The organism is Methanohalophilus portucalensis (assembly GCF_002761295.1).
In the GTDB taxonomy this organism is placed as follows: Archaea; Halobacteriota; Methanosarcinia; order Methanosarcinales; family Methanosarcinaceae; genus Methanohalophilus; species Methanohalophilus portucalensis.
Genome location: NZ_CP017881.1, coordinates 886,702 through 911,908, shown reverse-complemented (window position 1 = coordinate 911,908; position 25,207 = coordinate 886,702). Strand labels below are relative to the sequence as shown.

Sequence of the window (25,207 nt, the reverse complement as noted above, 5' to 3'; positions counted from 1 at the left end):
TTATGGATAAGAAAAAGCAGAATAAAAACAGAATCCTGGCTCTTGCGAGCTCCATAATTACAACAACACTTTTTTCGGGAGTTGCCATCTCAATCAATAATGGAAATCCGGACACATTTGCAGATGTTGATATTGTTGCAGGGTCGATTTTTGTATTTCTATTAAGTTTTATTCTCTTCCTGCTCATCTGGCCGATGCTGGTTGAGGAATAATCCAGATTTAGTTTTTATTTGTTACATTTTGGACATGCAAAAAGTGCTATTACTGTTACTTGTTAGCATGAATCACGCTTCCACAATTCACAAATATATTTAAAATATTGTTGTTAAAATGATTAAAACTTAAATCATGGATAAACATGACAGTTTAAAAGGTAGGATCAAAATGCAGGAAAAAATAAAAGAAATTTCATCACGTGTCAAAGAATTGCGTGGGTTATCCGGTATAAGTGCAGAGGAAATAGCCTCCTCCCTTGATATCGCATTAGAAGAATATAATAAATACGAATCAGGGGAACTTGACATCCCTGCTAGTATCCTCTTTGAAATTGCACAATTGCTCGGAGTTGATATGACGGTGCTACTTACCGGTGAAGATCCAAGGATGCATATTTTCACCATTACCCGTAAAGATGAAGGAGTAAGTGTAGAAAGAAGAAAACAGTACCAATACGAAGGACTGGCTCCAAATTTCATTCACAAAAAGGCAGAACCATTTGTAGTTACCGTTAAACCCCAATCCAATCAGGATTCCACCCCCAATTCCCATCCCGGACAGGAATTTGATTATGTACTTGAAGGATCCCTGAAAGTTATCATCCATGATAATGAAATAATTCTCAACGAAGGTGACTCAATATACTTCGATTCAAATTATAACCATTCAATGCAGGCAGTCGGAGACAAATCTGCAAAATTCCTTGCAATAATTTTCTAAATTCCAAAATAAATAAAACGGGTGCAAGAATGACCTCACTTATAAATAATTTTCTGGCAAAAACAGATTTTGAATCATACGATGACTTTTACACTAATTTCAAGATCAACATCCCTGATAATTTTAATTTCGTATATGATGTTGTTGACCGGTACGCCAAGGAACAGCCTGAAAAAAAGGCTCTTGTCTGGTGTAACGATGATGGCGAAGAAAAGATATTCACTTTTGCTGATCTGAAATATTATAGTGAAAAAGCTGCCAACCTTTTCAATGAATATGGGATAAAAAAGGGTGATGTGGTAAAACTTACCTTAAAGGGAAGATATGAATTCTGGATATGTATATTGGGATTGCACAGAATCGGTGCCATCGCTCTTCCCGGAACCCACATGTTAACAACCAGGGATCTCAAATACCGCATTGAAAGAGCAGATATACAAATGATCGTCAGTGATGCTGATGAAGGGCTTTTGGATCATATAGATGAGGCACACAAGGATTTCAAAGATGTGCTCAAGTACAAATTTGTAATTAATCACAATCGTCCCGGCTGGATTAACTTTACAGAAGAACTGGAAAAATCACCCGCCGAATTTGTACGTCCAAAAGGAGAGGAAGCAACACAGAACAATGACATATCCCTGATGTATTTCTCATCCGGCACAACCGGTTTCCCGAAAATGGTACAACATGATTTTAAATATCCTCTTGCCCACATACTCACAGCCGGCTACTGGCAGAATGTAATGGACAATGGTCTGCATCTTACAGTAGCAGATTCCGGCTGGGCAAAGTGTGCCTGGGGTAAACTCTACGGTCAATGGATTTGCGGCTCAGCTGTCTTTGCTTATGATTATGAAAGATTCGATGCCCGGAATATGCTGGAAAAAGCCAGCCATTATGGTGTTACAACATTCTGTGCACCACCTACAGTATATCGCTTCCTGATAAAGGAAGATATGAGCCAGTATGATTTTAGCAGTCTCAATTACTGTGTGGTTGCAGGAGAGCCGCTCAATCCCGAGGTTTATGAAAAATTCCTGGAATATACCGATCTCAAACTAATGGAAGGATTCGGCCAGACAGAAACTGTTGTAGCCATTGCAACCTATCCATGGCTGGAACCAAAACCCGGCTCTATGGGGAAGCCCTCACCCATCTATAATATCCAGTTGATGCGTCCTGACGGAAAACTTGCCGATGTTGGAGAAGAAGGAGAAATTGTAATCGATACATCAAAGGAAAAGCCCGCAGGTTTGTTTGCAGGTTATCGTGCAGATCCTGAAAAGACAGAGGCAGCATGGCATGACGGGTATTACCACACCGGTGACATGGCATGGAAAGATGAAGACGGATATATGTGGTTTGTAGGACGAGCAGATGACATCATCAAGAGCTCGGGTTACAAGATAGGGCCATTTGAAGTTGAAAGTGCACTTATGCAACATCCTGCAGTCCTGGAATGTGCAATCACTGCATCCCCACATCCTGTACGTGGGCAGGTTGTAAAAGCCACCATTGTACTTACTAAAGACTATGAAGCAAGTGAGCAGCTCAAGAAAGAGTTGCAGGACCATGTAAAGAAGGTTACCGCACCCTACAAGTATCCGAGAATCGTGGAATTTGTACCCGAACTTCCCAAGACAATAAGTGGAAAGATTCGCCGGGTGGAAATCAGACAACACGACGACGAAAAGGGAGACAATTGATTTATATTTCTTTTTCCTTTTCTACTTTCAGGTTATAAGAAGGCATCAAGAGTTGATTTTATGAAGGAAGAAAAAGCAGAACCATATCCTCTAATCAATGTTATAGAATGCAAAGGCTGTGCCAGATGCATTACTGCCTGTCCAAAAAACGTGCTGGAAATGAGTGATGAACTCAACAGAAGAGGTTACCATTATGCCCAGTATAAAGGTCAAGGGTGTACCGGTTGTGCTAATTGTTATTACACATGCCCGGAGCCTCTTGCAATAGAAATACATATCCCTGCTAAAAAGAGGTGTTAAGATATGGCCACACAACTTACAAAAGGTAATGATGCAGTGATAATTGGGGCACTCTACGGAGGATGTGACTGCTATTTTGGTTATCCAATTACCCCTGCAAGCGAGATTCTTCATGAAGCATCCCGAACTTTCCCCCAGGTCGGGCGTAAATTCGTACAGGCAGAATCCGAAGAAGCCGCAATAAGCATGGTATTCGGAGCAGCTTCTGCTGGACACAGGGTTATGACCGCATCCTCAGGGCCGGGAATCAGCCTAAAACAGGAAGGTGTATCCTATCTTGCAGGTGCACAGCTTCCCTGTGTAATCGTTGACATTATGAGGGCCGGACCCGGTCTGGGAAATATCGGGCCGGAACAGGGTGATTATAATCAGGTCGTTAAAGGTGGCGGACATGGGAATTATAGAAACATCGTGGTTGCACCAAATTCAGTCCAGGAAATGTGTGATTTGACAATCAAGGCATTTGAGCTGTCCACAAAATACAGAAATCCTGTAGTGGTATTGGCCGATGGTGTACTCGGACAGATGGTCGAACCACTGAAATTCCCTGAAAAAGCAGTCAAACCGGCAATCGATAATTCGTGGGCTGTACGAGGAAATAAGGAGACCTACCAGAACCTTGTAACTTCCATTTTCCTTGACTTTGGTGAACTGGAAGAATTCAATTATGAGCTGCAGGAAAAATATGAGACGATAAAGGAAAGGGAAGTCGATGTCGATGAATACATGATGGATGATGCAGAGATCGTCCTTGTATCCTATGGAATTAGCAGCCGGATCTGTCGTTCTGCTGTTGAACTTGCCCGCAAGGAAGATATCAAGGCAGGACTTTTCAGACCTATTACACTATTCCCGTTCCCTGAAAAAGAACTGGCCGAACTTGCCGGAAAGGGTGTCAATTTCATTTCAGTGGAAATGAGCAACGGACAATTGAGGGATGACATAAAACTGGCAACATGTTGCAAAAAACCTGTGGAATTGGTTAATCGCATGGGTGGCAATCTCATTACAATGGACCAGGTACTGGGTAAAATAAGGGAAGTCGCAGGCAAGGAGGAATAAAAATGGAAGAAAAAGTTATAAAGAAACCGGATTCCCTCTACGATGAATTCACACGCAAGGGTGGAGCCGCTCCGACTGCTACCCACTATTGCCCGGGTTGTGGGCATGGCATCCTCCACAAACTTATTGCTGAAGCCATGGACGATCTTGAGATACAGGACCGTTCAGTTATGATCAGCCCTGTGGGATGTGCTGTTTTTGCCTATTATTATTTCAATTGTGGCAATCTTCAGGTAGCCCATGGCAGGGCACCTGCAGTAGGAACAGGCTTGTCCAGATCAGAAGGAGATGCAGTTGTCATTGCATACCAGGGTGACGGTGATCTGGCCTCTATTGGCATGAATGAAACAATACAGGCTGCCAACCGTGGAGAAAAGATGGCGGTCTTCTTCGTTAACAATACCGTTTTCGGGATGACCGGGGGCCAGATGGCACCTACCACACTTATCGGCGAAAAAACAGTGACATGTCCCACAGGCAGGGACCCCAGGTTTGCAGGATACCCTTTGCATATGTGTGAACTGCTCAATAACCTGGATGGGCCCGTCTTTATTGAAAGGGTATCGGTGTCAGACATCTCCCATATCCGCAAGGCCAAAAAAGCAGTCAAAAGGGCTCTTGAGATCCAGAAAGAAGGCATAGGTTATGCATTTGTGGAAGTACTTGCTGCCTGTCCGACAAACCTTAAACAAAATGCAGAGCAGAGTACTAAATTCATTAATGAGGAAATGGAGAAGGAATTCCCTCTGGGTAACCTCAGAGACCTGGCTGAAGATAGGGAGCCTCTTCCCTGCCCGGAAAGTGACTTCTCAAAGGAAAGTATCGATCATATTTACAAGATCGACGATTCCGCATCCCCTGATGCTGTGGAAGATCCTGAATTTACACGTGTACTTGCCAAGATTGCAGGGTTTGGAGGGCAGGGAGTACTCAGTATGGGCCTGATCCTGGCCCGTGCAGGATGTCGTGCCAAACGATTCACTTCCTGGTATCCGTCCTACGGTCCTGAGCAGAGAGGAGGTACATCTAACTGTTCAGTGGTTATTTCAGGAGAAGAAATCGGCTCCCCTGTAGTGTATGAATCGGATATCCTGGTGGCCATGAACCTGCCGTCACTGGAAAAATTTGCCTCTGATGTCAAACAGGGCGGAATTATCCTTTATGATGCCACTGTAGGTGATTTCGAGGCACCAGAAGGTGTGAGGGCAATCAAGGTGCCTGCCACCCAGATTGCAAAGGAAGGAGGCTCTGAAAGGGCTGCCAATACTGCAATAATAGGTGTGTTGATGCAGCTTGGGGTAACAGGTCTTGATGTTGAGGACTATATGGAAGCCATTGAGGAGACTTTTGCAGCAAAGCAGAAACTCATACCTCTCAACCAGCAAATATTGAAAGAAGGAGCAAAATGGGCTTCTGAGAACCTCTGATATCACACATGGAAATTAGATCAGCCCTTTTACGACCCATTGATTTGGATTATCCGGACAACCGGATAATCATTTATCTTTCTACTGTGATATTTATTGTATCGATCTCATATCAAATTATTTCAGGACAACATCTGAGTGAGGCGATTATACGTGCTGGTAGATCCTCTCTTTCTATCTTTTTTGCCTGGGCACTTACAAAAGAGATTGATCCTGATAATCCACATGCAGCATTAATTGCTGCTGGCCTGGGCGTTTGTTGCCTGTTATTCCTGGAAATTCCATTTATATTGCCCCTTGTATTGCTCTTATTTCTTTTTAGAATTACAAACCGAATATCCGGAATAATACCTACGCTGTTTGACAGTATACTGATCCTACTTACAGGCACATACCTGATATATACAGGAAACTGGATACAAGGCTTGCTAATGGGTTTTGCTTTTTTTATGGATGCCAGATTAAATGAACCAATCAAAAGACATTTCATTTTTGCTTTTATTTGTCTTATTATCAGCCTTTTTGTTCTTTACACAAGTAATATCAAAATCCTTTTTGTAGCACAATACCAGATTTTTATTTTACTGTTATTAATTGTGTTTTCCATTGTAAAGATTATAAACGCTGAAGTTCCACGCACTTTATCTGATGTAAAATCAAGACCATTGTCAAAAGAAAGAATGATTGCCACCCGCATAATTGCATTTTTAGCTGGCTTGTTGACACTATTTGCAGGACTGAATTCGCTTAGTTCAATTTTGCCACTCTGGACAGCAATTGGTGGATCAACTACATATTATATCATACAGAAAATTAAATGAGGAGGATTATTTTATCAAATATCCAATTAAAATAATCAGAAATATCCTCGCATCCATTCTGGTATTTTTGGCAATTGGGGTCATAGTAACTGAAGTTTTTGCAGATACGATTTATTTTTCTGTTTTTTTGGGAATACCTGCAGGTTTGGTTGCAGCAATCATAGTTCTGGTTTACCTGCAAATAAAGCATACATAAGGAGAATGGAATTGGTCGAAATACTCTGGACAGAAGGACTCGATAGTTTTGATGAAGTCTACCAGGTACGCAAAGAAGTATTCATAGGTGAACAGGATGTTCCTGAAGAACTCGAAATTGATGAAATTGATTCGATAGCTACGCATATAACCCTGTTTGATAAAAATAGACCAATTGCAACCGGCAGGTTGTTTAAAAAGAATGATACGTATTACATAGGCAGGGTATGTGTGCTTTCCAATTCCAGAGGCTAGGGGTTTGGAAAATTGGTAATGAAAGAATTGATCAAGAGAGGAAAACATGAAGGGGCAATTGAGATTCACTTAAGTTCCCAGATTCAGGCCATGGGTTTTTACAGTAAATTTGGCTTCTGCGAATACGGGAAAGTTCATTATGATGCAGGAATTGCCCATATGTGGATGCGGAGGTATATGGGAAAATAATCAAGATAACAAACTAATAGATATATCAGAAAAACAGAGAAGAATGCATTGGGTCCACAAAAAATAATGGACAAAATGCTTCCTGCATGGATTTTGATAATAGCGTTTATTGTAAGAAGAAAATTGGTATAAAGGATAGAACTCCTTCATTTATATAAGATCATATATCTTTGCGACTATTCTGGTCATATATCATATTCTCGACACGTTTGCGTTCAGATATATCATAGAACAAGACCAAAGTACCCAGTAGTTTACCTGCTTCATTACGAATGGGAGAACCAATTACATCTACAGGAATCTGGGTTTTGCTTTTAGTAACAAGCACTGTATGACTTCCAAGGCCGTAAAACATGCCCTCCTTCATGACTTTCTGGATCGGGTCATCTGCCTTTTCACCAGGAACTTCATTCTCAACCACAAAAACTTCTGACAAAGGCAAACCAATTGCTTCATCCTGATCCCAACCGGTTAGAGCTTCTGCAAATGGATTAATGAATTTGACCAGGCCCTCTTCATCTGTTGCAATTACTGCATCCCCGATACTATTGAGCACAGCAGTAAGCCATTTCTTGCTCTCTTTGAGCCTGCGTTCCATTTCATATTTGTATAACGCAATTTCTATGTTGGTACGCAATTCGGACTCTTCAAATGGCTTGAGGATATAACCAAAGGGCTCCGTGAGTTTGGCCCTTCGCATTATATTATCATCGGCATAAGCCGTAATATAGACTAAAGGAATATCATAATTGAGTTTTATGAAATGAGCAGCTTCTACACCATCCATACCATCTTTTAGCATTATATCCATGAGAATAAGATCCGGCAGGTCATCCTCACAGGATTTCAGTATGTCCAGTGCTTCACTACCACTGTAAGCAGGAATAATGTCATAATCATTCAATAGATAAGCCGTAAGTAATTCGACATTATCGGGCTCATCGTCGACTACAAGAATTTTTGTCCTTATCCCCTCATCTGTCATATTGACACCTGTTATTATAGTTACATCTAAACAGTATTTATCAAGTAAATTTGAAAACTTTTGGTATTTGATTTTGTATATACATAGTTAGAGAGGGTTATATATAATGATTACTGATTAAAATCAGCAGTCAGCCTATCACATTCATATTAGATACCCATATTGAAGGGGTAATAATACTACCAACCATCCGGACATCATCTCCGGCACCTTTCACGTTTCTGAGCAATTCAAAAATATTGCCTGACACCATAAGGGACTTGATAGGTTTTTCTATCTGGCCATCCTTAATCGCAAATGCATTACGAGCTTCCACTGAAAAATCCCCGGATATTGGATTTGCAGTATGTGCACCTATTACATTTGTAACAAATACTCCATCTTTTATCTCAGAAATTATATCAGATGCTGGATGATCAAAGACAACATTGCGTGTGCCAACCCCTGGCGTGGAGGTATATGAACCTCTGACAGCATTGCCGGTACTGGATCTTCCTTCCTTACCAGCAGTATAGGAATCATAGATGTAAGACTTGAGTAAACCATCTTTGATTATGCCGGTGGATTGTGAAGGAGTACCCTCATCATCAGAAACCGAAGATGCAATACCTCCATTCAGGATACCGTCATCAGTTACTGTAAGACCTCGGGATGCAATATCGGTGTTCAATTTTCCCGTTAGGCTGGATCTGCCTTTCTGTATATTATCCGCTTCTATTGAAGATAAGAATGAAGATTCCATTATGTCCGAAAAGGCAAAGGGATGAAATACAACATCCTTCTGTCCACTTTCCACAGAAACACCATTTTTGCAGGAATTGGCCAGGTTTGCGGCTTCTTTCCCGATTCCATAAAAATCAATATCCATATCCCGGGATATACGAAAATCGTATGCTGTAGATGGAAGGTCGGAAGTTGTGATCACATCAATAAAACCTGATACTGCAGTGCCCTTTTCCTCAACTTCAACACCGTTAGTGTTCATGATAAGCTGGTTGGAAATCATACGAGAAAAAGAGCCTGAGGGAGCTATTATGTCGCTAAAAGAACAAACACCATCAATCATTTCCTTTGTCAGGGAGATGCAATCCTCAAGCTCAAGTTCATTGACTTTTTTACTGAAAATGCCATTTACGGAAGGATATTTACCATTTGAAGGCAGGTTTTTCCAATCTTCATCTGAATCGCGTACCTTGGCCATTGCAATCGCACTTTTCACAGTTTCTTCAAGCCGATTGAAAATGTTAGTACTTGCAAATCCCACTGCACCATCTTTAACAACCCTTACCCCCAATCCCCGACTTTGTTGATTCCTGGCACTTTCAATAAGGTTGCGACGGACACTTGCAGAAGTCACTTGATTTGCTGAGATGAAGACCTCAGCCTCATCTGCTCCATATTTATTGGCAAATTCAAGGACTTTGTTGCCAATATCATAATTCTGCATTACTGGACACCTCCCACAAGGGCATCTGAAATAAGAAGATGGGGAGAGCCATCTGATACCGGAACTGCCTGACCGCTTTTACCACATCTACCCGAATGCATTTTAAGATCATTTCCTACCAGTAAAACATTTTTCAGGATTTCCAGAGTATTACCAGACAGGGAGACATCACGCACAAGGTCTCCGATTTCCCCATTTTCCACAATATAACCTTTTTCTGCATTGAACTGGAAGATTCCTTCACCTGTATTAACCTGTCCTCCACGGGTACCCGCAAGGTATATTCCGTCACCCAGTTCTTCCAGCATTTCATCAAGATTTGAATTTCCGTTGTCAACATATGTATTACTCATTCTGACAACAGGTGCAGAATATCCCTGACTGCGACTGTTACCTGATGTACCACCAAGTTTACCTGCAGTTTCTCTGGAATGCAGATAGGAGTTCAATACTCCATCCTTAATAATATCTGTTTTATGAGATTGCATTCCTTCTGCATCAAAGGGATAGTAACCGAATTTATGAAGAGTAGGGTCATCTATGATATTGACAAATGGTGAAGCTATTTCTTCACCTATTCTATCTGCCAGAATTGAACTTCCTTCCAGCACAAGATCGGCTTCTGAAGCATGCCCAACTGCTTCATGGGCAAATACTCCGGCAAGCTCAGGATCAAGAATTACAGGACCTTTGCCACCTTTTGCCTGACGGGCACCCAGCAAATCCACAGCTGTCTTTCCGGCAGATTGTGCCTTTTCCAGAATTCCAGGGTCACGGAACATTTCATAACCGCATACGTCAAAGTTGCTTTCTCTTCCTACCTGATAAGATGCACCATCTGAAGCAATAGCTGAAATTGCAAATCCCACTCTAGTAAGTTCATATTCGCAATCCGCACCTTCAGAATTTGTATAATGAACCTTTAAGGTGGATTCGGAGTATGATGCGGATGTACTGCTAGTTCCCTTGCATGAAGCATTATTGGAAAGGTCTTTCAACAACTCAACCTTTTCTTCAACCGGGACATCCCGGGGATCTTCCTTTATATACGGTAAATTGTCGACATTGGGTTCACAGTAAGATGCAAGAGTTACTTTTTCTCTTGGACTGTGTTTATTCACATCAGAAGCCAACTCTATAGCTGCATTTATTGCAGCATCAATACCATCGACCCCTTCAGATGAAGTATAACCCCATGAACCGCCACAAAGAGCACGTACACCACAACCATTTCCATAGTTTGTGTTTATGTCCTCTATTTTCCCGTTGTCGAGAAGGATAGAAGTTGATTCACCCTCTATCCACCTCACATCATGAAATTCTGATTCTCTCATTTACTGGATTCCCTGTAAGTATTGTTTAACCGGGCACGGATTCGGGAATTTCCAGATCAACTTTCATATCTGTCAGCTCCTTGAGTTTTTCCCGAATTCCTTCCTTATTGGTGCCCACAAGACTGTGCTCTATAACTTCGGATATTGTTTTGACAGGAATTATTTCAACCTGATCCTTGTAAGCTTCTTCAATCAACACATCATCCTTATTAGTCCAGGGTATAATAACTTTTTTAATTCCACCCTGGGCTGCGGCTTCGATCTTGTAGGTTACACCGCCCACCGGCAATACATCGCCCCTTACAGAAAGGGAACCTGTCATCGCAACACTCTGATCAATAGGTATACCTTCAAGTGCCGAAATTACGGCCGTTGCAATGGACACAGAAGCACTGTCTCCCTCAACTCCTTCATAGGTACCGACAAACTGGATATGAATATCCCTATTCATTATATTCTCGCCTGTCACCTTTTTGATCACAGCTGACACATTAAGAACGGCTTCCTTGGCAATATCCTTGAGCATACCGGTGGCAATTACTTTGCCTTCAGCATGTGATTGCGGAGGAGTTACTTCTGCCATTATAGGCAAGACTATTCCAGAATCTCCTCCCATCACAGCAAGGCCATTGACCTTACCTACAGCAGAACCCTTCTTGGAAAACAACTGGTAATCCTTTCTCCTTTCCAGATAACTGTCAGCAAGCTGTTGTTCTATGGAGCGTGCCATTTTCTTGGCAGCAAGTACATGTTTTGCAGAGGTTATCTTTGTACCCTCAGCATGTGCAATATCTCCTGCTACTCTCACAAGTCCTCCAAGATCACGCAATTTCAAAGTTAGATGGCCTTTTCTTCCGGCCCGCCTGCGTGCTTCCTGAATGACTTCATCAACTGCGGACTGATCAAAATCGGGTATATGTCCGTCCCGCTTAACTTCCTGTGCCACAAACCGAACAAGATACTTGCGGTTACCAGCATTGTCTTCCATGGATTCACGCATGTAGAGCTCATATCCATAACCCTTTATACGTGACCTGAGTGCAGGATGCATTTTTTCCACAGCATCCAGATTACCTGCAGCTACCATTATAAAGTCACATGGAACCGGTTCTGTTTTCACAAGGGCACCTGAACTGCGCTCTGACTGACCTGTAATCGGATATTCTTTCTCCTGGATTGCCGTAAGCAGGCTCTGCTGGGATTCAATCCTGAGGGTGTTGATCTCATCAATGAAGAGTACACCCTTGTGGGACTTGTGAATATCTCCACTCTCTACCCTGTCATGAGACGGGGTTTCCAGTCCTCCTGACTGGAATGGGTCATGCCTGACATCCCCAAGGAGGGCGCCTGCATGGGTACCGGTGGCATCGATATATGGAGCATTGTCCTGTTCATAATTTGAAACCAGCATCTTTGGGATCATCATTTCTTCTTTTGGCATAAATTGCCTGCTAAGAATCAGCATCATTATAGCTGCAATGATACCCCAGAGAAGTTGACCCACATAGAAAGAATACATCACAATACCAAAAATAAGGAACATCATCAACATGTTCCTTGATTGGGATTTCTTTCTGGCCTCCATTTTATGAGCCATAACAATCTCCCTGCCCTTTCCGGCAGGAACGGTACGGATACGTGGATTGTTGTTGTCTTCAACATTGGGATATGCAAGGATATCCTGCAGTTCCTCCTTTGGAAGCAATTCAGCCATTGCCTTTGCAAGCATGGATTTACCGGTACCAGGAGTACCGATCATCATAACATGTCTCCTCTGACTTGCAGCTTTCTTGACAACCTCCACCGCATGATCCTGACCAATGATCTGGTCGATCAATAGTTTAGGCACTTCGATGGAACTGGTGGTGTCAAATGATTCTTCCAATTCCTCATCTTTAGAAGCCATTTCTTCCGCCATAGTTTACTCACGTTTAAATCAATATTAAAAGTTCACAATCTCTAGAGTCTATCAAAAGTATATAATCAGTAGATTGGTATAATGCATGAAATAAACTCATTCCTGATAAATATATTTAACCGTTCAACCTGTCCTTTTCGGGAAAAAGTGCATGGCATATTGTGACAATTATATTTGTTAATTTCCAGGCTCATAACATAATTACAATAAACATAACATGCAATAAATTTGTTAAAGGGAAGAAACATTCTATATATAAAGACTTGCATAGTAATCAACGGTGTACCAATGGAAAGGCTATCTACAGGAATTCAGGGTCTGGACAAAAAAGTTGGTGATGGATATCCAGGGAAAAAAGGAATTCTCATCACCGGTGCCCCGGGATCAGGTAAAACTATTTTTGCAATGCACGCAATAAACCAGGCATGTACAGATGGAAAAAAATCTGTAATAATGGCAACAGAAGAGACCGAAGAAGATATTACTGAACAGGCAAAGATGTTTGGATTTCCTTTTGAGGAATATATAAAAAATGGTTTACTTGAAGTTGTAAAAATACTGGAAATGAGAAGTCGGAGCGTAACTAAGGCTGCTGAAATGATAGATGGGTTGAGTTTTAAACAGGTTGACCTCATAAACATGCCTGAACTGATACCTTATGATGCCGAAGTAATAGTAATGGACAATATCGGAGTTTTCGCAATTGGTTTAACACCACGTGAATTTCGTGATCAGTTTGATACATTGAATCTTTTACTTTCACAAAAGGATGTTACAACACTTTTTGTGATGGATGAAGCTGCGCACCAAATGACCCATGAAGTTGCAGATTACTCGACTTTTGGAAACATCAAGTTATTGGTTAAGGAAAATCCCTATACAGGGAAAATGGAACGTTTTATTTTCATACCAAAAATGAGAAATACAGCCATTTCTCTTGACCCTGTTCCGTTTGATATTACATCAAAAGGCATAGACATAAAAGGCAAGAAAGACAATTGATAGCACTTTTTGTTAAAAAGACTTATTAATCAAGTATCCCAACCATAACACAGGAAATATGGAAAGCGAAATCACACCTAAAATACTCATAGTGGATGACGAACCACAAAATCTTGATTTAATGGAAGCATACCTTTCCCACTTATACGAACTTACTCTGGCTGAAAGTGGAGAAGAATGTCTCCAAAAAGTGAAAGAAAAAGACATTGACCTTATTCTTCTGGACATTATGATGCCGGGTATGAGTGGCTATGATGTTGCTAAAAGTTTAAAAGAGTCAGAGAGTACACGTCATATCCCGATCATTATGGTAACTGCACTATCTGAAAAAGAAGACCGTATTAAAGGTATTGAAGTTGGTGCAGATGATTTTCTTACAAAACCTGTAAATCGGGTGGAGCTTCTAACCCGTGTAAAGTCACTGTTGCGTATCAAAAGCCTCCATGATGAGCTGGTGGCTGAAAAAGAGCATCTTAAAATGCAAAACCGCATTCGAAAGGTTTTGACATCAATTATTCCCTCACTACTAAGTGGTGCCCCACCCGAACAGAAGAAAATAATCATTCGTCAAATGGTTGACATGGTGGAAGATATTGTACGTAGTTCATGCACTGGTTGTGAGAGGGAAACTACAGATCCACAAGATGTAGCCCGAATTTGCTGTGAGGCCATGAATCAACTGGGAGCCAGTTATTTTGTGGACGGTGACAGTGACAAAAATGGGTGTGCAATCATAAAAGCACACAAGTGCCCATGGGGAGAAGAAAGTAAAATAAATCCCATAATGTGCAACCTCACCACCGGAGTTTTCTCAAAGATGGTTAACGGAGTCACCGACGGCGAAGTTATCGTAAATAAAACAATGGGTAATGGGGACGAACACTGTTGTTTTGATATCTGTATAGAAGAAGAATGAAAATTCATTCTCCTTTGAGTTTCAGGATACGGATTGCCATATGAGCAGCATTTGCACCATTATCAATACCAACAGTCGCAACCGGTACACCCGGTGGCATCTGTGCTGTGGACAATAATGCATCCAGTCCCCCAAGCTTGGCACCCACAGGCACCCCGATAACAGGCTTGCCAGTCTTTGATGCTATCACGCCGGGAAGTGCGGCAGAAAGTCCGGCTATCGCAATGTAAACGAAAGCCTCGTCAGTACTTATATATTCATCCAGTTCATCGGGATTTCGGTGGGCGGAAATTACCTGTACATCATAACTGTAATCTGTGTTGTCCAATACATTGGTTACACGATTCGAAATTGCCCGGTCCGATTCAGATCCCATTACTATTGCAATATCTACCATTTTTGTACCTCTTTTTAAGGAAGATTACCTTCACCGCTTAATTCATGTTGCCTTTCTATATTCATCTGTATAAGGAGATTGAAAATCTGTTTTACCACAGTGGAGTCTAGACCTCTTTCAGTAGCAATAGAAACAGCTCTATCTATTACCACATTATTTTGCGTGTCGTCATTGATAGGAAGATTGGCCTGGTGTTTGTATTTTAAGATATCATCTGCAAATTCAACTCTTTTTGCAATGAGTTCCACCAGTTCCCTATCAATATTCTCGATCTCCTGTCTTACATTTTCGATTGTCATAAAAACCAACAATTACCTGGTTTAAATTGCTCCTTCATTATTGATCTTCGTCCTTATCACATTTCCGCCTGTAATACGCTTCTCCCAGGCCTTTGCAAGTTTGTCCAGATCGGAGCTATCCCCCATTGCCACATATGCAGGTCCGGTACCAGAAAGGGTGACGCCTTCAATACCACTTTCAAGGGCTACCATCATTGGTTTTGTATCAAAACCCAAAGCACCACAATAAAGAAAACCATTTAATGTCATTGCTTTCTCAAATTCCCGATGGATTACAAGGTCATAAGCCATGTCTATCCAGGGTCCAATTAATTTTGATCCTGCCACGTCAGTCTCCGAACTATATGCCTTTTGAGGAGGAACAAAAACAAGTACTTCACTGTTTTTCTTGATGCGGTTGAAAAGAATATCTTCTTTGTTATCAGTTACTACCACACCACCAAAGAAAGATGCACAGGCATCATCGAAAGCCCCTGTGATTGTCACTCCGGATTTTTTAGCTGCTTGGACCCCTAATTTTACCATCTCCAGAGGTTCCATTGATTCTTTTATGGCATCCAGAGTAGCAATAATAACAGCGTTAGCCGCAGCACTACTACTTTTTAGTCCGCTAGCATGGGGAATTTCACTTCTTGTTTGTACCGTGCCCTGCATTTTCAAATTAAACAGGTCAAGAGTTATACCAACTGCATTCTCGATCAGAGTGGTATCCATATCCCCATTTTCTTCAATGATGCCTTCTATAGGACCATCGCCCTGTGATAATTCAACCCTGGCAAATGTCTTGAGGTCCAATCCAAAAGCTGCACCTTTCCAGGTAGAAATTGCATTGAGGATGGTACCTGCACCCAAAGCTTGCCCATATCCTGTTACAGTCATGAAAAATATCTCCTTTTATCAGAGTTGCTGTTCAAACATTTCTTTAAGTTTACTAATATCAGCAATAATTGTATCCCGCTCTAATTCTACGGGATTTTGCTCCCTGCTGTATTTATCCGTCAACTTGTCAATAAAATCGAGTTCAACATGAGAAGAAGTAAATTCCGGGCTGTATGAAGACAAATCTTCAAGAGGGATTACTGCAACACTTCCCTTTGTAGTCTTTGCCTCCAGTCCTTTAACTACAAGTGAATAATTGAATTCCAGGAAACCATATGTACGAGCCAGGTTCCTGGATGTATCCTGAACCTGTTGTGCCCTTTTTGCATTCATACGCCGATAGGCAGCAGTTGAATCTTTATATTCCAGAAAACAGACCCTGTTTTCCCTCCACCAGACTGCATCATATTCTGCAAGAGTGGATGAATTGCGGGAAGCCAGAACATTGAACAATACACCATTTACATCCGAAATGTCCAGATTTTGTCGAAAATCATATTCAGATTCTACAATATCGGGCCGGGTACGCAGACTGTAAGGCTCTTGTTTTCTAAATTCCAGCATAGATGGAAATAAAGCTACCTTTTATTTAAAATTGATCAAGGGAAGAAAAAAAAGAAAATTATATCCTTATATCCTTCTTCTCCATTTTGATGTCCCCGACACCCAGGAAAGTAAACCTTGTTTCCATTGGAATACCGACCCCATGCACCTGAACATCCTTGCGGTCAACATCTATAGTTATTTCACCTTCGTCCAGTTCGGCTTCATGCATGTACTCCATTATCAACCTATGGCCGATCTCACGGGCAGCCTGCACAGCTTCTTCATGGGATTTGAAAGTTTCATTCCCGCCGGGATAGAACAATGATACTGAAGACGGGCGCAGGTTATATTTTGATTCACCGAAATTCGGACGAATCAGCACTTCAATGCGTTTTATTCCCTTACCTGCAAGGGCTCCTACCGCATTACCCACCTCGGCATATTCAGGCAGGATAATTTCCGCATCTACTAATTTTTGCATATCATTTACATAGGCCTGTACAGGACCCCCAAGCAGTACCACGGGAACATCTACATGAAATCCACCATAATGATTGCCACGGACAACTTTATTGATCTGTGAATCCTCGAGATCATTAAAGACATATGAAAGAAGGTTCTGTGCCATATTCTTTGCAACTTCATCTTTAACTTTACCGGCAATTTCATCAGCATCCAGATCTGCGAAGTACCCAAGTATTTCTGCGCCGACTCTGGAAGCTTCACTATCCCACTCATCATATTCTCCAAGAACATGAAGAGCATCCGTAGGAGTGAAACCTATGGCCTGCACCAGACGTTTCTGGATCAGGCTTGCCATGATCATAGGCGATGGCAATGCTTTACTGTCCCAGTAGATGTCACTAACTGTCAGGGGTTCATCCTTTATGCGGGAAAGAAGATCTTCTTCGCGCTCTGTAAGTTCAATGGGTTCCTGTTTGGTTCTGATGAAGAATTTTGTGGGCTGGATGTTTTCCCCTAGCTGGCTTTTCAGTATACTCTGCCCTTTCTTGAGTTTTGTAGTGATTTCCGGATATTTACTGGCAGCCACACAGAGAGGAACGACCCGGCGTGGACCTATGAAAACATTATGATTCTTTACCCACACATGACTGTCCCCACCCATTGCAGAGGTTTCCATTCTAATGGCTTCCACCTTGGTTGGCCAACCCCCAACAGTTGCCCCTTCATCTGTTATTTCAGGGAGATTATCAATAACCATCGCTACATCGGTACTTGTACCACCGACATCAATGACCAGGCAATCTTTGCTTTTGGCAAGATATGAAGCACCAACAAGGCTTGCTGCAGGACCGGTAAATATTGATTCGATCGGGTGTTTGAGAGCTTCTTTCATACCCACTATAGAACCATCACATTTGAGCATCATAAGTTTTGCATCTATTCCTCTTCGATCTATCTCAGATGCAACTGTTTCCATAAACCGGGTCGATATGGGCAAAAGCTGGGCGTTTAGATAGGCTGTAACACCTCTTTCATATGCTCCCAGGGACTGGGAAAGTTCATGGCCACAGATCACAGGCAAACCGGTCATTTCATCTATAACTTCCCTTGCCTTCAATTCATGATCCGGGTTTCTTACACTAAAATAGGATGAAACTGCAAATGCCGAGACCTTATCCTGAACTTCTCCTACAAATTCTTTTATAGAATCCAGGTCAAGGGGATACTTTTCGTTCCCTCCGGAAGAATGGCCGCCCTGTACAGATATTGAATACTTTATTGATGAATCGTTTGGAACCTCTTCCCCTATCATGATAAGAGCTACCGGATAACCTGTACCTTCCAGAATAGTGTTGGTTGCAAGAGTAGTAGAGACCGATACCAGAGATACTTTTTCCAGAAATGACTGATCCAGGCCGTCAAGTACTTCCTGAATTCCATCCAGCAAATCAGGATAGGTCGTGCGGGCCTTTCCATGATCAATAATCTTCCCATCCGAATCCCGCAGGATTACGGCATCTGTATATGTTCCACCGGCATCTATACCAAGACTGTATTTCATTTGTAACCCTCTGGCAATTTTTAAATATAAAACTATTATATTCAATTTAAGATTAACTTTTTTAATTTCTCTTACGCAACAATACCGTCAACCTGCACAACGATAAACCTTTCGTTTTGCTTTGAAGTAATAAAAGGTGGTTTTTCCTTTTAAGCATAATGAACTACTGAAAATACACCTGTATTTCAGCGGTTGTGTGTACATTCAATAACCATCAATTTTTCAAAAAAAGACCGGGTCTCAGCTACCACATAGCCAGTAAACATCTCTTGCTCCATAATATCAAATACTTCCCCTTTACCTGTAAGGGAAGAAATGAATAACAGAACACTTCCACCGGGTTTGAGATAGCCAGATACTTCAGCAAAAAAGGTTGCTATAGTATCCCTTCCCTCAACTCCTCCATCAAAAGCATAATTGAGCCAACCCTCTAACTTTTCGTCTTCGGAGGTTGGTAGATAGGGAGGATTGAACAGTATAACATCAAAATATGCTTTTTTCCTGAGCCCTGCGAAAAGATTACTGCGGAAAACCTGAATTCCGTTCTCATATGCGCATTCAAGAGCATCAGGGTTTATGTCACAACCTACGGGTTCTACATTCTTATTAGCGGCAACCACTGCAGAAACAAAGCCACTCCCCACACCCATTTCCAGCACATTCATACCATCACTAATACGGTCTACCGCAACATCTGCAAGCAGGAAAGAATCTTCCGCAGGTTCGTACACATCTTTTCCAATGTTAACATAAGCATTGCGATATGAGATGAGAGCCATTAGTTATCCCTTACTTCATAGATAATATTGGATATAGTTGCAAAATCTTCAGGGAAAAGCTGTTCGGCCCGTTTTCCCAGGAAATCTTCAGGAATTAAACGAAGAATGGCTTCCCGGTCTGCCAGAGGCGGATTGAATTTCGTAAGAGCATTTTTCATTTTCTTGCGCCTCTGGCCAAATGCAGCTTCAACAACCCTAAAAAATAGTTGTTCATCCTTCACCTCAAAAACCGATGGCCGGGGTACCACTTCGACTACTGCGGACCAGACTTTTGGAGCAGGAGTGAAAGCAGAGGGAGAAATTTTGCGAAGGAGTCTGACATCAGCAAAATACTGTGTATCCACTGAAAGGCGACCATAATTCTTAGAGCCAGGTACTTCTACCATTCTTCTGGCAAACTCGTACTGATACATTAAAATCCCTTTTTCAAAACCGTGGTTAAGAAGACGGAAAGTTATGGGAGAAGAGATTGAATAAGGTAAATTTGCTACAACTTTATTGAAGGCAGGGAGTTCAACTTTCGTTGCATCCCCTTCAATTATCTCAATATTGGATATTTCGTGGAACCTGTCCTGCAGCACTGCCACCAACCGGGGATCCCGTTCTATAACAATAACCCTGCCTGCCCTGGCGACCAGACGCTCTGTCAGATTTCCGATACCGCCGCCTATCTCAAGAACAATATCATCAATTTGCAGGTCTGCAGCTTCTGCTATTGAGTCCAGTATCGGTTCATTTACCAAAAAATGTTGGTCAAGGGAGCCACCCCTGATCCCATATTTTTTAAGAATAGAGTATACCACACCTACACCCTTTATTCATTGTGGGGGCGGCGATGTGGTCTTGTGAAGAGTCTGTACTTGATATTATCGTCTTTAAGTTCTTCCATGATACGATTGACAATGGCCTTTTGGGGCGTATGTACTCCACCCACACGTTCATGGAGTTCTTCAAGACTTTTGAACTCGCCCTTCTTACGTTCATCGATTATTGCCCACATGAGTTTTTTGCCAATACCAGGTAAAAGCTCTAGCATGTGCTGGCGAGTAGTTATGGGATGAGCTTCATTGAAAAACTTTACAAAACGTTCCTCATGATGTTTTACAGATTGCTCCAGTACATATGGAAGCTCAAGTTGTGCACCACTTGTAAGATCATTGTAATGAATCCGATGCTTGACATGATCAATTACTTCCCTGTCACCTTCTCCAATATAAACTCTGGACTGTATCTGAGGAGTGACTTTATCCTTGGGGACAAGTTCCATGAGTACGAATTTTGAATCACCCACTGCCTGGACTAAGGGTATTTTCTGGTATGTGGGACGTGGATCATTAGGATTTCCATAAGGAAGATAATCCAGAACCCATGCGTACTCTTCTCTTTCAGTTTTTTTCCCCTTTGTATTCATTATATCCTCCACGGTGCAAGTAAGACTATTGATATTATCTAACAGAAAAAGTCGTATATGGAATATAAATTTATTCCATATAATCCATTACGAGTTCAAGGATGGTGTCAAGCTCTTCATCTGAGAGAGTGTACCTCTCTTTGGCATAAAGTGTACGGAGTTCATCCCTGGAAAGTGGCATTGTGTCCACTATCCGAATTGCAATCTCCGGTTTCATTTTCTCCACTTCAAGCAATTTGTTGACAAACTCACGTGCTTTTTCAGCACTTGTCCTTGAGAACATGTCTGCATGGTTTATGGCTTTACGCAGCTCATATCCAAGCTCTTCTTCGTTATTGACACGTTCTTCCAGAATCTGGTGGAGAATTCCCCTGACCTCGGGTAACGTAAGTAATTCTTCATCAAGAACTTTTTTAACTATCATTGGAAAGCACTCATCCGTTCTGCCTTAAGTTGACCTGCCTTTAAGGCAGGAATAATGCAACAGACTAAACTATCAGAGGCAAAGCAGATATAGCTATTTCTGCAAGCCTTTGATATTTACATTTCTAACCAGAAATCAGTATTTCTGGGGTTTAAGGTGCTGTGGCAGGACGATTACCTGCTTATTTGCATTTCCTTCACGTACCTCAAGGATGTAGGCACGCCCGCGCTGAGAGAGTACCTTACCGGTTTTACCCTGATATCTGGGATTTGGCATTCCTTTCTGGACACTGGGATCAATATCAATATGGACTCTCTGTCCTTCACTGAAACTCTGGATGGCTTTGCTCACAGGAGAGAGACCTCTTTCCCTGATTGACTTTTTAAGCTTGTATCTTGTACAGTATCTTTCACCATTTGATTTTGGCATAATGTTCCTCCGTTGATGATATATAAATTATAATTCGGTTAATTAGATCTTCACATCGACCACATCGAGTTCTTCAACCATTGCATCAATTCCAAGCAGACCGGCAAGGCTCGGGGTCGTGCGTCCCTCGTCACTGGATATAAGCTCTTTCACATAAAGCCCGCCTTCACAATCAACCCTGATTATTGCATGATCCTGATGATATTCGAGGAGTTCTATCGAATGCACCTGACGTTTCCTTACAAGATCAGCCCTTCGATGCGACACCCTTTGGGGTGTGCGCTGTTCGATTAGATTACCCTTGAGGTCCTCAAGAGCAGACCTGATGGCGTCTTCCGTAACAGGGGCACTGAATGTAACTTTAAGCTTATAAACTTTATCCGCCGTAGAGTTCTTCAGGGTCTGAACTCTGGCCTTGTCCGCAAATTTGAGACCTTCAACTTCAATTTTCCCGTCAGCTTTACTGTTTATCTGTTCCTCCAGGTCTGAAAGATTGTAGTCACGCCTGCCCGGATTAAGAGCTTCGATTACAAAGGGACGACCTGCACCAAGCATTAAGGCGTCTATGTCTTCCCTTCCGGCACCGTGGAATTTAGTATCATCACTGCCAAATGCTTCAATTACAGGTTCACTAACCAATTCATCCACGGATTCGGGATATTGTTTTCCTGTATTATCACAGCTCTGACATCCCTTGCCCTTGCATTTACGGCAGGGCCATCGGGTCTGGGGTATGCCGCGCACAAGTTTGCGATAGCGACCTTCAACATAAACCGAGCGGATTTCCAGTATAATATTTTCTTCTGCTATGTCAAGCATAACAACAACATCGGGCATTTTGATGTTTACTTCTTTGCCGCTGCGGGCTGCCAGACGTTTTCCGATCTCCCTGTTTAGTTCGGTTTTCAGCTGCTCGGCATAATCAGCCCCGCATTCGGCCCAGAGGATTTCTTCATTCTCAGCCAGCAGTCCACTTACTTTTGTGCCCACGACAAAAGTGGAATACTCGATTCCTTCAAGAGCCTGCATAGCTCTGTCCACCCATTCATCCAGATTATCAAATATCCCAATGCATACCCAGCATTCCTCTTCTTCGCAGGAGGCATTCAGTGTCTTACATGCGTAGGAGTTGGAAGGGGCGAGTTTTTCAAGTAAATCCTTATAGCCTTCTTCTTTCATCAGGCGTGCAGCTTCTAAAGAGAGGGAGAGTTTGATAGCCTCTCCTCTTTCAGCATTTGTCAGGCCAGTAAGCAAGCGGGCAAATTGCCTGCCCATACAATTGTCGCATATTGGGCCTTCCTCAATGATTCGTGCTGCTGTTTGCATTATGGTCATGTATTCACTTCCAATAGCAAAAAGGTTAATATTCTTTTTCCCTGCGGTCAAGTTCGTTGTGCAAAATTGTAATGCAATGATCTGAGTGGAGCGATATCGGGCCTATATTAAGTTTTATTGCACCGGCTTTTTCTATCTCTGCCTCTTCTTCTTCAGTAACACCGTTGTGATCACCCAGAATAAATACCATATCCCCTCTGGGAAGGGTTTCTTCACGGATTTCCTTTCCGTCTTCAAGTAGATAATAAAGAGAACAACCCTGCTGCTTGAATTCCGAAAGGAGTGTGGATAGGTTTGCGTCACGCACAGTGACACCGGGAGTAGAGCGGATCTCAAAGTCAGAAGAATCCTTATCAAGTGCTTTTTTGATAAGGGAGCCGCTGCTTCTTTCATCCGGATTCAGGTAACGTACGGTCTCACCGTCAAATTTGATAACCCTGCCAGGATCAGGTTCTCCGAGAAGCAGCAGGTGGATCTGTACGTCCCGGCGCAGGTCATGGGAAAGAAAAAGGGCTGAATTTACGCACCTGCACAGTATATCCATCCTGCCGGCAGAACCAGGCAGGTCATTCAGGGAAAAATCATCGGCGGTATGCGCCTTATGGGCAATAATGAGAAAGTGTTTCATGTTATATTATCCTTTCAATTTCTGATGCCGATAAAATGTGCAGTACTATTTAAATTTGATTATGTATTTTGCTAATTCAGCAAGTTTATAAATTGAAAGAATATTAAATTATTGTAAATTCAACAGGAGTCACACAAATGGCAGACGAAATTGATTACGATATTATTGGGAATGACATGCAGCTTGTGGAGATCGAACTTGATCCTTCCGAAAGTGTGAGGGCAGAGGCCGGAGCCATGATGTATATGGGCCAGGACATCAAAATGCAAACATCAACAGGCGGCGGACTTTTCAAGGGACTCAAGAGAATGGTTACCGGTGAGAGTTTCTTCATCACTTCCTTTACCAATGACGGAGACGGTAAGGAAAGGGTGGCATTTGGTGCACCATACCCTGGCAAGATCATTCCTATAGACCTGTCAGAAGTAGGTGGAAGTTTCCTGTGCCAGAAAGATGCTTTCCTGTGTGCGGCCAAAGGTATAGAGGTGGGTATTGCATTTTCCAAGAGGATCGGTGCCGGTCTTTTCGGAGGAGAAGGTTTCATTCTCCAAAGACTTGAAGGAGACGGGCTGGCTTTTGTGCATGCCGGTGGAACGATAATCAAAAAAGAACTGGATGCAGGAGAAACCATGCGTGTGGATACCGGCTGTCTTGTGGCTTTTTCTGAATCTGTGAACTATGACATAAAATTGATAGGCGGGTTTAAGAATGCACTGTTTGGCGGAGAGGGAGTGGTCCTTGCTACGGTATCAGGTCCCGGTACGGTGTACCTGCAGAGCCTGCCATTCTCCAGACTGGCTGACAGGATATCGGCTGCCACAGGCCTTGGTTCCCAGAGTAACAGGGGCGAAGGCGGCGGCCTGAGCGGCATCCTCGGCGGCGATAAGAACTTCTAAGGAGCATAAATGATGCGTATACTTGCAATGTCCGATGCACACGGGAATTTTACACGCATCCCTGCCATACTTGAGAGGGCAGGGGATGTGGATTTGATACTGGTTGCAGGAGATATTACCAATTTCGGGCCGGATGAGAAGGCCCTGGAGATGATGGGAATGTTTGACAAGCCAACCCTGGCCATTCCGGGCAACTGTGACCTGCAAAGTATCTGTAATCTTCTGGATGAGTCAAAGGCCATAAATCTCCACGAGCGTTTGTGGACCATGGAAAATGTGGCTTTCATAGGCATGGGCGGGTCCAACCCCACACCCTTCAATACTCCCTATGAAATAGAGGAGGAGGAAATTGCAGCAACCCTGGAAAAACTGACTGCTGAAGGAAGACAGAAGGGCGATTACCTGATACTGCTGTCCCATTCACCCCCTTACTGCACGCTGGATCGCATCGAAGCCGGTAATGTGGGCTGTAAGGCTGTAGCCGATATGCTGGGCAAGGTGGACCTGATAGTCTGTGGCCATATCCATGAGGATAAGGGAGTCATGGAAGTGGCAGGTACAACTGTCGTGAACACCGGTATGGCTTCGGAAGGCTCGGCTGCCCTTATCGAACTGGATGAAAAGTCGGGCAAACTGGATATCGAGATGCTGCAGGTCTGAGC

30 protein-coding genes are annotated in these 25,207 nt (G+C 42.6%); 13 read left to right on the top strand and 17 right to left on the bottom strand.

Annotated features, from left to right (window positions below; translation table 11 throughout):
- The first annotated feature begins 2 nt into the window (after positions 1–2).
- The 6 genes from BKM01_RS04805 to BKM01_RS04780 all read left to right on the top strand — a co-directional run bounded on the left by BKM01_RS04805 (position 3) and on the right by BKM01_RS04780 (position 5,434).
- Entirely contained in the window at positions 3–212 is a 210-nt protein-coding gene (locus BKM01_RS04805) for a hypothetical protein (RefSeq protein WP_072361053.1), read from the top strand.
- A gap of 172 nt (positions 213–384) precedes the next feature.
- Entirely contained in the window at positions 385–936 is a 552-nt protein-coding gene (locus BKM01_RS04800; protein WP_072361056.1) for a helix-turn-helix domain-containing protein, read from the top strand.
- Between the two features lie 29 nt (positions 937–965).
- Positions 966–2,645 carry an AMP-binding protein gene (locus tag BKM01_RS04795; protein WP_072361059.1) on the top strand — a complete coding sequence of 560 codons (1,680 nt, stop codon included), beginning with the start codon at positions 966–968 and terminating at the stop codon, positions 2,643–2,645.
- 60 nt (positions 2,646–2,705) lie between these two features.
- The gene (locus BKM01_RS11065; RefSeq protein WP_072361062.1) at positions 2,706–2,945 is read left to right on the top strand and encodes a 4Fe-4S dicluster domain-containing protein; all 240 of its coding nucleotides are present in this window, start codon (positions 2,706–2,708) and stop codon (positions 2,943–2,945) included.
- 3 nt (positions 2,946–2,948) lie between these two features.
- The gene (locus BKM01_RS04785) at positions 2,949–4,007 is read left to right on the top strand and encodes a 3-methyl-2-oxobutanoate dehydrogenase subunit VorB (RefSeq protein ID WP_072361065.1); all 1,059 of its coding nucleotides are present in this window, start codon (positions 2,949–2,951) and stop codon (positions 4,005–4,007) included.
- Positions 4,008–4,009: 2 nt separating this feature from the next.
- On the top strand, positions 4,010–5,434 hold the full coding sequence (locus BKM01_RS04780) for a 2-oxoacid:acceptor oxidoreductase family protein (RefSeq protein WP_072361068.1): 1,425 nt from the start codon (positions 4,010–4,012) through the stop codon (positions 5,432–5,434).
- 112 nt (positions 5,435–5,546) lie between these two features.
- On the opposite strand, the gene BKM01_RS11060 is transcribed toward BKM01_RS04780, so the two are convergent.
- Positions 5,547–5,825, bottom strand: coding sequence for a hypothetical protein (locus BKM01_RS11060; protein WP_236953540.1), 279 nt, complete (start codon positions 5,823–5,825; stop codon positions 5,547–5,549).
- Between the two features lie 40 nt (positions 5,826–5,865).
- On the opposite strand from BKM01_RS11060, the gene BKM01_RS11055 reads away from it, so the two are divergent.
- The 3 genes from BKM01_RS11055 to BKM01_RS04760 all read left to right on the top strand — a co-directional run bounded on the left by BKM01_RS11055 (position 5,866) and on the right by BKM01_RS04760 (position 6,894).
- Positions 5,866–6,255 (top strand): hypothetical protein, encoded by a 390-nt coding sequence (locus tag BKM01_RS11055; RefSeq protein ID WP_236953538.1) that lies wholly within the window; start codon positions 5,866–5,868, stop codon positions 6,253–6,255.
- Positions 6,256–6,462: 207 nt separating this feature from the next.
- Positions 6,463–6,705: a GNAT family N-acetyltransferase gene (locus BKM01_RS04765; RefSeq protein ID WP_143744165.1), complete on the top strand. Its 243-nt coding sequence runs from the start codon at positions 6,463–6,465 to the stop codon at positions 6,703–6,705.
- Between the two features lie 12 nt (positions 6,706–6,717).
- Positions 6,718–6,894 (top strand): GNAT family N-acetyltransferase, encoded by a 177-nt coding sequence (locus BKM01_RS04760; RefSeq protein WP_148039283.1) that lies wholly within the window; start codon positions 6,718–6,720, stop codon positions 6,892–6,894.
- Positions 6,895–7,054: 160 nt separating this feature from the next.
- On the opposite strand, the gene BKM01_RS04755 is transcribed toward BKM01_RS04760, so the two are convergent.
- The 4 genes from BKM01_RS04755 to lonB form a co-directional block, all read right to left on the bottom strand.
- Positions 7,055–7,879, bottom strand: a complete 825-nt coding sequence (locus BKM01_RS04755; protein WP_072361077.1) for an ATP-binding response regulator — start codon at positions 7,877–7,879, stop codon at positions 7,055–7,057.
- A gap of 130 nt (positions 7,880–8,009) precedes the next feature.
- Positions 8,010–9,326 (bottom strand): TldD/PmbA family protein, encoded by a 1,317-nt coding sequence (locus tag BKM01_RS04750; protein ID WP_072361079.1) that lies wholly within the window; start codon positions 9,324–9,326, stop codon positions 8,010–8,012.
- Positions 9,326–10,660, bottom strand: coding sequence for a TldD/PmbA family protein (locus tag BKM01_RS04745; RefSeq protein ID WP_072361083.1), 1,335 nt, complete (start codon positions 10,658–10,660; stop codon positions 9,326–9,328). The genes BKM01_RS04750 and BKM01_RS04745 overlap by 1 nt, the downstream gene beginning before the upstream one ends.
- A 25-nt stretch (positions 10,661–10,685) precedes the next feature.
- Entirely contained in the window at positions 10,686–12,578 is a 1,893-nt protein-coding gene (gene lonB, locus BKM01_RS04740; RefSeq protein ID WP_072361086.1) for an ATP-dependent protease LonB, read from the bottom strand.
- 288 nt (positions 12,579–12,866) lie between these two features.
- Here lonB and BKM01_RS04735 point away from each other — a divergent pair, with 288 nt between their 5' ends.
- A complete protein-coding gene (locus BKM01_RS04735; RefSeq protein WP_072361089.1) occupies positions 12,867–13,580 on the top strand; it encodes an RAD55 family ATPase in 714 nt (237 codons plus the stop codon).
- Between the two features lie 58 nt (positions 13,581–13,638).
- Positions 13,639–14,496, top strand: coding sequence for a methanogen output domain 1-containing protein (locus BKM01_RS04730; RefSeq protein ID WP_072361092.1), 858 nt, complete (start codon positions 13,639–13,641; stop codon positions 14,494–14,496).
- Positions 14,497–14,500: 4 nt separating this feature from the next.
- On the opposite strand, the gene BKM01_RS04725 is transcribed toward BKM01_RS04730, so the two are convergent.
- From BKM01_RS04725 to trmY, 12 genes are all read right to left on the bottom strand, one after another.
- Positions 14,501–14,893: a 5-(carboxyamino)imidazole ribonucleotide mutase gene (locus BKM01_RS04725; protein ID WP_072361095.1), complete on the bottom strand. Its 393-nt coding sequence runs from the start codon at positions 14,891–14,893 to the stop codon at positions 14,501–14,503.
- 14 nt (positions 14,894–14,907) lie between these two features.
- On the bottom strand, positions 14,908–15,192 hold the full coding sequence (locus BKM01_RS04720) for a chorismate mutase (protein WP_072361098.1): 285 nt from the start codon (positions 15,190–15,192) through the stop codon (positions 14,908–14,910).
- A gap of 21 nt (positions 15,193–15,213) precedes the next feature.
- Positions 15,214–16,071: a shikimate kinase gene (locus BKM01_RS04715; protein ID WP_072361101.1), complete on the bottom strand. Its 858-nt coding sequence runs from the start codon at positions 16,069–16,071 to the stop codon at positions 15,214–15,216.
- 18 nt (positions 16,072–16,089) lie between these two features.
- Positions 16,090–16,635 (bottom strand): hypothetical protein, encoded by a 546-nt coding sequence (locus tag BKM01_RS04710; protein WP_072361104.1) that lies wholly within the window; start codon positions 16,633–16,635, stop codon positions 16,090–16,092.
- Between the two features lie 58 nt (positions 16,636–16,693).
- The gene (locus tag BKM01_RS04705) at positions 16,694–18,643 is read right to left on the bottom strand and encodes a hydantoinase/oxoprolinase N-terminal domain-containing protein (protein ID WP_072361107.1); all 1,950 of its coding nucleotides are present in this window, start codon (positions 18,641–18,643) and stop codon (positions 16,694–16,696) included.
- A gap of 185 nt (positions 18,644–18,828) precedes the next feature.
- Positions 18,829–19,422, bottom strand: a complete 594-nt coding sequence (locus BKM01_RS04700; protein WP_072361110.1) for a HemK2/MTQ2 family protein methyltransferase — start codon at positions 19,420–19,422, stop codon at positions 18,829–18,831.
- A complete protein-coding gene (rsmA, locus tag BKM01_RS04695) occupies positions 19,422–20,225 on the bottom strand; it encodes a 16S rRNA (adenine(1518)-N(6)/adenine(1519)-N(6))-dimethyltransferase RsmA (protein WP_072361113.1) in 804 nt (267 codons plus the stop codon). Before rsmA ends, BKM01_RS04700 begins: the two co-directional genes overlap by 1 nt.
- Positions 20,226–20,236: 11 nt before the next feature.
- The gene (locus BKM01_RS04690) at positions 20,237–20,833 is read right to left on the bottom strand and encodes a DUF655 domain-containing protein (RefSeq protein ID WP_072361117.1); all 597 of its coding nucleotides are present in this window, start codon (positions 20,831–20,833) and stop codon (positions 20,237–20,239) included.
- A 70-nt stretch (positions 20,834–20,903) separates the two neighbouring features.
- Positions 20,904–21,257, bottom strand: coding sequence for an RNA polymerase Rpb4 family protein (locus tag BKM01_RS04685; protein ID WP_072361120.1), 354 nt, complete (start codon positions 21,255–21,257; stop codon positions 20,904–20,906).
- Positions 21,258–21,392: 135 nt separating this feature from the next.
- Positions 21,393–21,686: a 50S ribosomal protein L21e gene (locus BKM01_RS04680; protein WP_072361122.1), complete on the bottom strand. Its 294-nt coding sequence runs from the start codon at positions 21,684–21,686 to the stop codon at positions 21,393–21,395.
- A gap of 42 nt (positions 21,687–21,728) precedes the next feature.
- Complete coding sequence (locus BKM01_RS04675) at positions 21,729–23,021, bottom strand: tRNA pseudouridine(54/55) synthase Pus10 (protein WP_072361125.1); 1,293 nt, start codon at positions 23,019–23,021, stop codon at positions 21,729–21,731.
- Positions 23,022–23,046: 25 nt separating this feature from the next.
- Positions 23,047–23,649, bottom strand: coding sequence for a tRNA (pseudouridine(54)-N(1))-methyltransferase TrmY (trmY, locus tag BKM01_RS04670; RefSeq protein ID WP_072361128.1), 603 nt, complete (start codon positions 23,647–23,649; stop codon positions 23,047–23,049).
- A gap of 137 nt (positions 23,650–23,786) precedes the next feature.
- Between trmY and BKM01_RS04665 the strand changes: the two genes are divergently transcribed.
- Both BKM01_RS04665 and BKM01_RS04660 read left to right on the top strand, forming a co-directional pair.
- Entirely contained in the window at positions 23,787–24,545 is a 759-nt protein-coding gene (locus BKM01_RS04665) for a TIGR00266 family protein (RefSeq protein ID WP_072361148.1), read from the top strand.
- Positions 24,546–24,554: 9 nt separating this feature from the next.
- A complete protein-coding gene (locus tag BKM01_RS04660; protein ID WP_233125715.1) occupies positions 24,555–25,205 on the top strand; it encodes a metallophosphoesterase family protein in 651 nt (216 codons plus the stop codon).
- The last annotated feature ends 2 nt before the right edge of the window (positions 25,206–25,207 follow it).

What these genes read in the sequence shown, in the direction of transcription:
- BKM01_RS04745 (WP_072361083.1), bottom strand. Translation starts at nt 10,660, where the DNA reads ATGAGAGAATCAGAATTTCATGATGTGAGGTGGATAGAGGGTGAATCA.
- BKM01_RS04780 (WP_072361068.1), top strand. Translation starts at nt 4,010, where the DNA reads ATGGAAGAAAAAGTTATAAAGAAACCGGATTCCCTCTACGATGAATTC.
- BKM01_RS04710 (WP_072361104.1), bottom strand. Translation starts at nt 16,635, where the DNA reads ATGCTGGAATTTAGAAAACAAGAGCCTTACAGTCTGCGTACCCGGCCC.
- trmY (WP_072361128.1), bottom strand. Translation starts at nt 23,649, where the DNA reads ATGAAACACTTTCTCATTATTGCCCATAAGGCGCATACCGCCGATGAT.
- BKM01_RS04750 (WP_072361079.1), bottom strand. Translation starts at nt 9,326, where the DNA reads ATGCAGAATTATGATATTGGCAACAAAGTCCTTGAATTTGCCAATAAA.
- BKM01_RS04660 (WP_233125715.1), top strand. Translation starts at nt 24,555, where the DNA reads ATGATGCGTATACTTGCAATGTCCGATGCACACGGGAATTTTACACGC.
- BKM01_RS04755 (WP_072361077.1), bottom strand. Translation starts at nt 7,879, where the DNA reads ATGACAGATGAGGGGATAAGGACAAAAATTCTTGTAGTCGACGATGAG.
- BKM01_RS04690 (WP_072361117.1), bottom strand. Translation starts at nt 20,833, where the DNA reads ATGAATACAAAGGGGAAAAAAACTGAAAGAGAAGAGTACGCATGGGTT.
- BKM01_RS04785 (WP_072361065.1), top strand. Translation starts at nt 2,949, where the DNA reads ATGGCCACACAACTTACAAAAGGTAATGATGCAGTGATAATTGGGGCA.
- BKM01_RS04675 (WP_072361125.1), bottom strand. Translation starts at nt 23,021, where the DNA reads ATGACCATAATGCAAACAGCAGCACGAATCATTGAGGAAGGCCCAATA.
- BKM01_RS04725 (WP_072361095.1), bottom strand. Translation starts at nt 14,893, where the DNA reads ATGGTAGATATTGCAATAGTAATGGGATCTGAATCGGACCGGGCAATT.
- BKM01_RS04795 (WP_072361059.1), top strand. Translation starts at nt 966, where the DNA reads ATGACCTCACTTATAAATAATTTTCTGGCAAAAACAGATTTTGAATCA.
- BKM01_RS04720 (WP_072361098.1), bottom strand. Translation starts at nt 15,192, where the DNA reads ATGACAATCGAAAATGTAAGACAGGAGATCGAGAATATTGATAGGGAA.
- BKM01_RS04680 (WP_072361122.1), bottom strand. Translation starts at nt 21,686, where the DNA reads ATGCCAAAATCAAATGGTGAAAGATACTGTACAAGATACAAGCTTAAA.
- BKM01_RS04700 (WP_072361110.1), bottom strand. Translation starts at nt 19,422, where the DNA reads ATGGCTCTCATCTCATATCGCAATGCTTATGTTAACATTGGAAAAGAT.
- BKM01_RS04735 (WP_072361089.1), top strand. Translation starts at nt 12,867, where the DNA reads ATGGAAAGGCTATCTACAGGAATTCAGGGTCTGGACAAAAAAGTTGGT.
- BKM01_RS04685 (WP_072361120.1), bottom strand. Translation starts at nt 21,257, where the DNA reads ATGATAGTTAAAAAAGTTCTTGATGAAGAATTACTTACGTTACCCGAG.
- BKM01_RS11055 (WP_236953538.1), top strand. Translation starts at nt 5,866, where the DNA reads ATGGGTTTTGCTTTTTTTATGGATGCCAGATTAAATGAACCAATCAAA.
- BKM01_RS04705 (WP_072361107.1), bottom strand. Translation starts at nt 18,643, where the DNA reads ATGAAATACAGTCTTGGTATAGATGCCGGTGGAACATATACAGATGCC.
- BKM01_RS04730 (WP_072361092.1), top strand. Translation starts at nt 13,639, where the DNA reads ATGGAAAGCGAAATCACACCTAAAATACTCATAGTGGATGACGAACCA.
- BKM01_RS04665 (WP_072361148.1), top strand. Translation starts at nt 23,787, where the DNA reads ATGGCAGACGAAATTGATTACGATATTATTGGGAATGACATGCAGCTT.
- BKM01_RS04800 (WP_072361056.1), top strand. Translation starts at nt 385, where the DNA reads ATGCAGGAAAAAATAAAAGAAATTTCATCACGTGTCAAAGAATTGCGT.
- lonB (WP_072361086.1), bottom strand. Translation starts at nt 12,578, where the DNA reads ATGGCGGAAGAAATGGCTTCTAAAGATGAGGAATTGGAAGAATCATTT.
- BKM01_RS04715 (WP_072361101.1), bottom strand. Translation starts at nt 16,071, where the DNA reads ATGACTGTAACAGGATATGGGCAAGCTTTGGGTGCAGGTACCATCCTC.
- BKM01_RS04805 (WP_072361053.1), top strand. Translation starts at nt 3, where the DNA reads ATGGATAAGAAAAAGCAGAATAAAAACAGAATCCTGGCTCTTGCGAGC.
- BKM01_RS11065 (WP_072361062.1), top strand. Translation starts at nt 2,706, where the DNA reads ATGAAGGAAGAAAAAGCAGAACCATATCCTCTAATCAATGTTATAGAA.